We start from the raw sequence: 8,574 nt of genomic DNA on the forward strand, positions 1-8,574 counted from the left end.
CATGGATCGGGATCCCCTCCGCATCGGTCGCCACCGCCAAAAGCACCTGCGGCCGGTCATCCCGATGGTCCCGACTGTAGCCGTAGCGAGCCAACCCCTTCGGACCCTCTCCCTCAAAATAGGTGCTCGAAAGATCGTAGAGCACCAGACTTACCCCTCCGGGAAACGCTCTCTGGAAAAGCCCACGCTCGATCCGGCTCCAAACCCCATTGAGCCCATCCATCGCCCGGTAGAGATCCTCTTCCTCCCATCCTTCGCTCTTTTCCAAGGAGCAGGCTTGCGCCAGAAGCGTCCCCCGAGCCTCCTCCTTCAAGGAAAGCTTCGAGCAGGGGAAGAGAATCCTGCCGAAGATCATAGCCTGCAAAAGTTTCCTCTTCTTCGGATCCTCCACCGAGGCCAGGACTTCCTCCAGCCCCTACCGCTCCCATGCCTCCCGCAAAACCGCCAGACCCCCGAAGTCCGACCGCTCCTCCAGTCCCAGCTTCTCGACCTCGACGACCTTCTTCCCCTGCAAGCCCAATCGAATCAGCTCCCGGACCTCTTCGGGTAGCGCGGTGACGTTGCAGATCGTCCGGGAACGCGGCCCTTTCTCGGTCCGATACGACTCTCGGATGAAATAACTCTTGTAGACCTTCCCCTTCTGCCGGGACTTGACCTCGCAAAAATACATTACGTACTCTTTTATGCCAAACGCAACGAATACACGCCGATATATTATTTCATATCTTACGTACTACATACTTTCCGTAAGTAATTGATAAATCACAATGTCGGTGAAAAAAGTGTAGAGTCGAGGAGTGGCGCGGTGCGACGTAGGAGAGCCATAGCGGGAGCTGCTCCTTTCGGTCTGGCAGTGCCTGAGTATAGTGGACCCCGATTTTGAGACAGGGATTTAAGCTGCCATCTTGGGAGGGTGATGGCATGAACGAAGGCAGGAAGCGCAAGGCACATAGCGCGGAGTTCAAGGCGAAGGTGGGAATGGAAGCGATCCGGGGGTTGAAGACGCTCAACGAGATTGGGCAGCAGTACGGGGTGCATCCAGTCGTGGTCGGGCATTGGAAGAAAGAGCTCCTGGAGTGGGCGGCGACGATTTTTGAAGGGAAGCGTGGGCCGAAGCCGGTTGGGCATGCGGATGAAGATCGGCTGTATGGGGAGATTGGTCGGCTGAAGATGGAGTTGGACTGGCTTAAAAAAAGTCCGGACTATGAGCAGCGAGGCACGGATAGGCTGGATAGAGCGAGAGGCGGAACTGGCGGTGGTGCGGCAATGCGAACTGGCAGGGGTGGCACGGGCTACGTTCTACGGACGGGGGGCGTCTGGCGAGCAAAGCGAGGAGGATTTGCTGCTGTGCCGGCTGATGGATGAGGAATACACGCGTCGGCCGTTTTACGGCAGCCGCCGGATGGTGGTTTTTCTTGGGCGACTGGAATATGTCGCAAACCGCAAGCGGGTGCAGCGGTTGATGCGTCATATGGGGTTGGCTGGGATGGCGCCGGGGCCTTCGACGAGCGTGGGACATTCCGAGCAGGCAGTTTATCCCTACCTGCTGCGCGGCATGGAGGTCAGCCGGCCCGATTAGGTTTGGAGTATCGACATTACGTACATCCAACTCCTGCGAGGTTTCGTTGATCTGGTGGCGATCATCGACTGGTACTTGCGGCGGGTACTGGGCTGGCGGATCAGCAACAGCCTGGACACCTCGTTCTGCGTCGATTGCCTGGAAGATGCGTTGGCTCTGCACGGGAAGCCGGAGATCTTCAACAGCGATCAGGGCTCCCAGTTCACCAGCGCTACGTTCACGGGCATGCTCAAGGGCGCAGGCATTGCGATTAGCATGGATGGAAGGGGTCGAGCGTTGGACAATATTTTTGTCGAACGGCTCTGGCGCAGCCTCAAGCATGAGGGCGTGTATCTGAAGGGGTGAGGTGTTGCCCGCCAGACGTCGGATGGCAAACAGCATGTAGTGATCGAGTTGCTTGGTCTCGCGCAATTTCTTGATGCGGGGAATCTCTTTGCCCAGCACGGTGTTCGCGGCCGTCGTGCTGAAGAAGTCGGATTCAGAGAAATTACGGTTATGGCCGTTGGTGTGCTTGGCCTGGATGATGGTTGTACCGGCCCACGGTACCGTCTTGCTCGGATGCAGTTCCGCCGTTCCAATGAACTTGGCATCGCGTCCACCATCGGGTCCTTTTGCGAAGCCCTGTAGAGAAACCCCAAGCAGCCGCTGGCATAGGTGAATAATCAGGGTCTCGAACTGACTATCGCTCAGGTCTTCGTATGAGAATTTCATTGCGGTTTCTGCTCGATCGGCGCGTCAAGCTGCGACCGTAATGCCGGCAGGATGCGCCCGCCGCGCGGGCCGAACGACGATCTCGACGTGCTGGTCTAGCGAGACCAGCGCCTGCATCAGGCGTTCAAGCGAGATGTTCTGCAGCTTATAGCGTCGCACCTGAGACAGCTTGGGCTGTGTCATACCGGTGAGGTGAGCGGCCTGGATCTGGCTAAGGCTGCGCTTGTCGATCAGCGCGTTCAGCTTGACCGCCAGGATGGCCTTCGCCGACAGCTCTTCCGCATCAGCGAAGCCGAGGTCAGCCAGCACGTTTTCGGTGGCCTGAGGATGGTCTTTGTGCGTCATCACGATCTCCCGCCCGCACCATAACGCGCGAGCACTGCCTTCAACCGTTTCTCGATCAACTCGACGTCCGGCTGCGGCGCGGCGATGCCGGACTTGGATTTCTTTTGAAACGCATGCAGAACGTGCACGGCATCGCCAATACGCACGGTGAAAACCGTGCGGAAGGCATTGCCGCGATGATCCTCCACAAGCTCATACACGCCCGAACCTAGCCCTTTCCAAGGCTTGGCCGACTTAGGGGTTCGACCTAACTGCACAACGAACAGCGCGATACCTATGTCTTTCTGGACAGGGACAGGAAATTCCTTGAAGTCCTTCTTCGAGGAACCCTCCCAGTACAGAATCTTGCGTTTCTCAGACATGAAGTATACCCGTTCGGATATAAGAGACAACGGAGATCTCGACCCACCAGTGACCCTTCACCTCTCCGCGCACCCGTGATGGCCTGCCGCCGACTCGCCACCAGTTCGGCCGCGTCCCGCACAGGCTCGTCCACGATGTGGACGTAGTGCATGGACATCGTCACGGTCTTGTGGCCCGTTGGCTTCATGTTGTTCTTTCGCTGGCGATGGAGGCGGCGAGCCGCAAGCAGCGATCCTCACTCCCCTTTTTCCGTAGGATAACCTTTGCGAGTCCAGTCCTTGGCGAAGTCTTCGGGGAGATAGAGAACCTTTGCTTGCGTAAATCCAAGCTCCTTGAGCGTGGCAAAAGCCGGCCGGATGTTGGGGCAGACATCCCACGGGCAGCAGCCGCAGTAGAGGACGATCGTCTTGTCCTTGGGAAGGCCGGAAACGGCCTTCTTCAGCGCTTCGCTCCCTTCGGGATCCTTCCCGGTGCCGACATGGACCGAGCCCGGGATGTGTCCGGCCTTGTAGAGGAAGGGAAATCCGACTTGATCGATCACGACTGCGGGTTTTCCACTCTTCATCCAGGCCAGAAGATCCGTGGGTCGGAGGATGTCGCTCGTTGTCCAGGGATCCTTGGGGGCGATCTCGATCGGGGTCTCTTCCCCGCGGAGGGGAGCCGTTCCCCAAAGGGAGAGCAGAAGAACGAGACCCGAGAGGAGCCGAGGGGGCCGGAGGGCGAGTGGGATCATGCGAATTCGATTTTCCGGGTTTTTCGCGAAAGCGGCAATCGAGAAACTCCAGCAGGGTTTCTGCGGATTCCGCGGACTTTCCCCTGAAGGTGGGTCGGGAGAAGGCGATTGACAGGCCTTTGCTGGGAAGGGAGGTTGCCTCGCGTGAAAGGACTCCTGCTCGCACTCTCTCTTTTCTGTGCGCTTCTTCCGCTCAGAGTCCGCGCCCATCCGCTCTTCTCGGAGTGGATACCGGTGGAAAAGATGGAATGGGGCCCTTTAGGAAGCGGGACGGGCACCGAGGTGGAGGGAATGATGGACTACCAGAGCCCTCCCAACCGCCGCTACATCATCCTGGGATATATCAAAACCCGGGCTTGGCTCTTCGGCAGCGCCCGGAGCCGGGCAGTGGCGTTGGCGAAGGAGCATGGGGCCGATGCCATCCTCCAGTTGAGAAAGTCGACGAGAGCGACAGGCCATTTCCTCCTCGGTGGACAATATGTAGAATCTTCGCCCTGGGTTGGCGCCTATGCCGCTATCCGTTTTCTCGAGAGAAAGAAGGAGAAGCATGCCTGGGGCATTGCGAGCGCGGTCTTCCCTCTAGATAAGGCCGGGGTCCACTTCAAGGGAGAAGGAGGAGAGCCTCGCGCGCAAAAAGACCGGGCCTCAAGGGCTCTTTGCCGCCTTGCGCTCGAGGCGGATCGGTTTTCCGTCCGCCAGGTGGCGCTGGTCGAGAAGGGCATTCCCTTGGCGGCGGAAGACGGCATAGACCTTTCCTTCGGAGCCGATCAGGACCCGGTCTTCCCCGACCCGGTATTCCGACTCCCACGAATCGGCTTCCGTCCGGCCATCGGGCCAGCGGACGGTCCGCTGCATCATGGCCTTTCCGTCTACCGCGAGGGTCAGGGTCATGAGGACGGTCGACTGGTCGGGCTCCCTCCAGCTTCCGGTGTACTCCCCTGCTGGGGATGAGGAGCCGAAGCGGCAGCCGGGGACTGCCACGACGAGGAAGAGGAAGAAGATCAGCGGGATTCCGGAGAAAATTCCGTCCCTTCCTCCCGTGAGTTGGTGGCCGGGGAGGCTGCCACTCTCGGAGGCGGCCAGGGCTGGCGGCAGCTCAGCCTGCATGTCTCACAAGCGTTCTCCTACGGCTTGCGAAATGGCCCCGGCTACTTCGTTGGGTCTTGGGTTTTTGGCCCTCCTCGCAGTATGTCGTCATACAACTTCTGGGGAAACCTGCGCCCCGCCTTGCATCCAGGCCCATTCGCTGCGCCTCGGGTACGAACTTTGAGAGATAGGCGGGTTAAAGATCAAGTTTCTCCGCGTTGATCTCGATCAAGTTCCGGTCGGGATCGAGGAGGTAGATCTGGGGAAAGCCGGCGACCGAATGGGGGTCGACCTTGATCCGGCGGAACTCGTCGGACGCCTCGGGCGTGTATCCTTTTCCCCGAAGCTCCTCGAGCGCTTTCGAATAGCTGGCGACCCGCAGCGCAAAGTGGCCATCCCGCGCGTCGATGCCCTTGCCGGCACGCATGGTCTGGCCGGGAGAGACGATCAAATGGATGCGCTGGCCGTCCGGGAGCGCAAACCAGGCGCCCGGGAAAGAAAAGGGCGCCCGGGGAATTTCCTGGAGGCCCAGGACCTCGCGGTAGAAGGCTTTCGAGCGATCCAGGTCGGTGACCGGGAGGGCGACGTGGTGCAGGAGGAAGATTTGCATCGGAATTGGCTTTCGAGCGCCAAAATAGCGGGAAATCGGAAGGAGCCGCAATCCCAGAAGGGCGAAAACCACGGGCGGAGCTACCCTGGAACACTTCTCCGGTAAAAGCTCAAATCGCACCCGGATGGCCCGCGGGACGTCGGCGAGCGAGGTCTGCTCGGAATCGGAGTGGGCGTTCCCAGAGGCTTCCCAATCAACGGCGACCTCGAGTGCCTAGTCGTCCCTCCGTCGGCTTGTCCCGCGCCCGAAGAGCCGCCGGATATCGACCCCGTAGGCAAAGAAGGCGAAGGTTCCTGCAGTCAGGAGGGCTTGAACCGCGAGAAGCCAGAGCAGGATCTCGTTGAATCGCTCGGGGCTGGAAGCCAGAACGCCGTGAAGGGTCCAGGCCGTCAAGACGATGGTCGTAGTCACGGCGATGAGGAACCATTGATAGATGCGACCGATTCGCACGCGCTCCTCCATTGCGTTTGGATTCGGTTGCTCCGGCTCGGCCGAGATCCGCTCCTCGAGCCGCAGGCGCAGCTTGTGCAAGCCGAACCATGCGCCTCCGGCCGCAAAAGCCCAGGCGGCATTCCGCCAGGGAAGCCCCCGTGCGACTTCCGCCAAAGGAACGTGACCAAGCATGAGCCAAAGCGTTGCGCCCACCGAAAAGGCGGATGCTGTCGCCACGACGAGCAACACCCATCCGGCCAGCGCCAGGAGAGCGGCAACCGCTTTCTCGCCTTGATTGGTCATGGGCTCGGTCTCAAAAATCGCACAAGCGATCCGCTTTCGGCAAACCCGAATGGGCACTCCGCAAAGGTGGCATGGAGATTGCTTTCATGGCCTAAGACCTAAGAAAAAGTGAATTTTCCAGCAGTGACAATTCTTGTATTTGTAATTTTGGAAACGCTATTTTAGTTTTTAGCAATGGTCGGCAATCCAAAATGGCCGTTCTCGGGAGGCGAGGGAAGCGGGACAAACTTTTACCCCATCTTGGTCTTCATCCTTCTGTTCTTCTTCTTTATGGTCATCGCGTTCGGGTTTGTTCTCACGAACCGGTTCGGCGTCTTTTCCTCCGCCGGGGATTGGTAATCGGCGCCCAGATCTCAGCGCCGTGTCAAACTCTCCCGGAGCAGCGCCTAGCCAGGGAAGGGCCTCTTTCCCTACGGCTTTCGGGTGCTGCGTTGCCAAGCCTGCATGTCTCATCAAGCTTGTACCCGAGGCACGGCGAATGGCCTTGGATGGAAGGCGGGGCGCCGGTTTTCCCCGGAAATGTATGGCGACATGCTGCGAGGAGGGAAATCAAGCCCCAACGAAGCAGCCGGATCCACTTCGCAAGCCGTAGAAGAACGCTTGGGAGACATGCAGGCTAGAATCCATCCCAATCGCAGCGCCTCTCCTTCGGCGGAACCTTGCTCCCCACGCGGCTTTTTGGCCTTTGCACCGCTCGCGTCCGCCAAATCGAGCAGAACTCTTGTTCCATCCTTGTTCACCAGAACCTTTTCTTGGTCAAAACGCGCTCGGAAGCAACTCGACCTACCTCGCTTCGGCGCGAAACCTCGAGCGGATAAGGGCAATCAATAGAAAGGGAAACTAAAACTCCTCCTGCAAAAGGTCGAAGAAGACGCGGATACCCCGCTGGAACTCGGCCACCGGGATCCGCTCGGAATCGGAGTGGGCGCTCCAGGCGGTTTCCGCATCGAGGATCATCGGCATGAAGCCGTAGGCTACGGCTCCCTTTTGGCGCAGGTAGCGCGAGTCGGTGAAGCCTGAGCTAAGGAGCGGACTCACCACCGCCTCGGGATAGTGGACGGCGACGGTCCGCTCGATGGCTGCAAAGAGGGGAGTGTCCCATCGGCTCGGCGGGGTTGGATCGGCCACCTCGTTCGCGAGTTCGACGAAGATCGGTAGGTCGGCCACCGCAGCCTGGATCGAGGAGAGAAACTCCGCCGGATCGACCCCGGGAAGAAGCCGGCAATCCAAGGTGGCCTCGGCGACCGAGGGAATCACATTGATCTTAGCTGGGCTGCCGACGCCCGCCGCGAGGCTGGTCAAGGCTACTGAGTTTCGCTGGATCGACTCGGTGAAGGGATGGGGGACCAGCGGCGCCCCGACCCGGGCGACCATCGCCTCCACGATGGCGGGAGGATGGCCCGACTCCTTTCGCTCGAGGATCCGGTTGACCGCGCGCAAGAGGACTGCCGGCGCATCGTTGTTGGTCGGGATCGAGCCGTGGCCCGGCCGCCCGATCGCCCGCAGCCGGAGCCAAACCGGCTGCTTGTCTCCCACCTGTACGAAGAAGACCAGCTTGGAGGAAGGAAAGAGATCGCGGGTGCAGAGCCCTGACTCATCGAGAACATACTCGGGTTCGATCTCCTCCCAATGGTTTTCGATCATCCAGCGGATGCCGTGCTGCCCTCCGCTCTCCTCGTCGGCCGTGGCGAGGAAAAGGATCGGCCGAGGCGGGGTGATTCCTACCCGTTTGAGTGCCAGGAAGGCCATGAGCTGCTGGATGCCCAGCCCTTTCATGTCGAGGGTTCCCCGACCCCAGAGAAAACCATCTTGGACCTCGGCGGCAAACGGCGGGATCTTCCACCGCGAGGCATCCGCCGGCACAACGTCCATGTGATTGAGCAGAAGGAGAGGCTTGCGAGTCGGGTCTCTTCCCGGGAGGCAAGCGAGGAGATTGCGCTCTCCTCCGGAGCCGCTGCGATAGAGCCGGGGAGAGAAACCGTCCTTCTCCAGAATCTTCTGAAGAAATTCAGCCGTCCGGCTCGTGTCGGCCGGAGGGTTCACGGAGGGAATCCGAATGTAAGCTTGGAGGATCTCCAGCGCTTCCTTGCCCAGGCGATCCCAGTCGATGGGAGAAGAGACGGAAGAAGGCATGATCGACTGGTTTTGCCGAATCCAGGGGGTGCTGTCAAAGAGGAAAGCGCCGCCCTTGCCCCTCCCCCGGCCGAAGCGGTGCCGAGGGAGATCGACCGGGGTGACGGCCTGCCCGCCGATCGACGCACACGAGAGGAAAGGAACTGAAACCCCTAACCTGCATCCCTCGTGCGCCGTGAAAAGGGTGCATCGCCCAGTGGGGAGGGAGTGATCTCCACCCGGCAACGATTGCTCCAGCCGGAAGCACTCGGAGCGGCTACTGGTGGTAACGCCAGCGGT

The 8,574-nt window shown here is 60.0% G+C and carries 9 protein-coding genes and 3 pseudogenes; 2 read left to right on the plus strand and 10 right to left on the minus strand.

The genetic code is table 11. The annotated features are described in order from the left end of the window. Both A37A_RS20840 and A37A_RS18625 read right to left on the minus strand, forming a co-directional pair. Positions 1-355 (minus strand): annotated as a pseudogene (locus A37A_RS20840) (hypothetical protein); the annotation flags it as partial. A 60-nt stretch (positions 356-415) separates the two neighbouring features. Further along, complete coding sequence (locus A37A_RS18625; RefSeq protein WP_018291828.1) at positions 416-670, minus strand: hypothetical protein; 255 nt, start codon at positions 668-670, stop codon at positions 416-418. 251 nt (positions 671-921) lie between these two features. Here A37A_RS18625 and A37A_RS21625 point away from each other — a divergent pair. Together A37A_RS21625 and A37A_RS0114200 are read left to right on the plus strand one after the other, a co-directional pair. Next, a pseudogene (locus A37A_RS21625) lies at positions 922-1,921 on the plus strand (IS3 family transposase); the annotation flags it as partial. A gap of 42 nt (positions 1,922-1,963) precedes the next feature. After that, entirely contained in the window at positions 1,964-2,206 is a 243-nt protein-coding gene (locus A37A_RS0114200) for a hypothetical protein (protein ID WP_018292148.1), read from the plus strand. 108 nt (positions 2,207-2,314) lie between these two features. On the opposite strand, the gene A37A_RS0114205 is transcribed toward A37A_RS0114200, so the two are convergent. The 8 genes and pseudogenes from A37A_RS0114205 to A37A_RS20305 all read right to left on the minus strand — a co-directional run. Further along, complete coding sequence (locus A37A_RS0114205) at positions 2,315-2,635, minus strand: helix-turn-helix domain-containing protein (RefSeq protein ID WP_018292149.1); 321 nt, start codon at positions 2,633-2,635, stop codon at positions 2,315-2,317. Further along, positions 2,635-2,997, minus strand: coding sequence for a type II toxin-antitoxin system RelE/ParE family toxin (locus tag A37A_RS0114210; protein WP_018292150.1), 363 nt, complete (start codon positions 2,995-2,997; stop codon positions 2,635-2,637). The genes A37A_RS0114205 and A37A_RS0114210 overlap by 1 nt, the downstream gene beginning before the upstream one ends. Positions 2,998-3,059: 62 nt before the next feature. Beyond that, positions 3,060-3,185, minus strand: a pseudogene (locus tag A37A_RS22115) (integrase); the annotation flags it as partial. A 48-nt stretch (positions 3,186-3,233) separates the two neighbouring features. Next, positions 3,234-3,731 (minus strand): rhodanese-like domain-containing protein, encoded by a 498-nt coding sequence (locus A37A_RS17760; RefSeq protein ID WP_018292151.1) that lies wholly within the window; start codon positions 3,729-3,731, stop codon positions 3,234-3,236. Between the two features lie 645 nt (positions 3,732-4,376). Continuing rightward, positions 4,377-4,838, minus strand: coding sequence for a hypothetical protein (locus tag A37A_RS20300; protein WP_155996710.1), 462 nt, complete (start codon positions 4,836-4,838; stop codon positions 4,377-4,379). 175 nt (positions 4,839-5,013) lie between these two features. Next, positions 5,014-5,427, minus strand: a complete 414-nt coding sequence (locus A37A_RS0114230; RefSeq protein ID WP_026195859.1) for a VOC family protein — start codon at positions 5,425-5,427, stop codon at positions 5,014-5,016. A 213-nt stretch (positions 5,428-5,640) separates the two neighbouring features. Beyond that, the gene (locus A37A_RS0114235) at positions 5,641-6,162 is read right to left on the minus strand and encodes a hypothetical protein (RefSeq protein WP_155996711.1); all 522 of its coding nucleotides are present in this window, start codon (positions 6,160-6,162) and stop codon (positions 5,641-5,643) included. A gap of 840 nt (positions 6,163-7,002) precedes the next feature. Further along, positions 7,003-8,574, minus strand: a 1,572-nt coding sequence (locus A37A_RS20305; protein ID WP_196799652.1) for a M20/M25/M40 family metallo-hydrolase, incomplete at its 5' end; no start/stop codon positions are given.

This window comes from Verrucomicrobium sp. 3C, assembly GCF_000379365.1.
Lineage (GTDB): Bacteria > Verrucomicrobiota > Verrucomicrobiia > Methylacidiphilales > Methylacidiphilaceae > Methylacidimicrobium.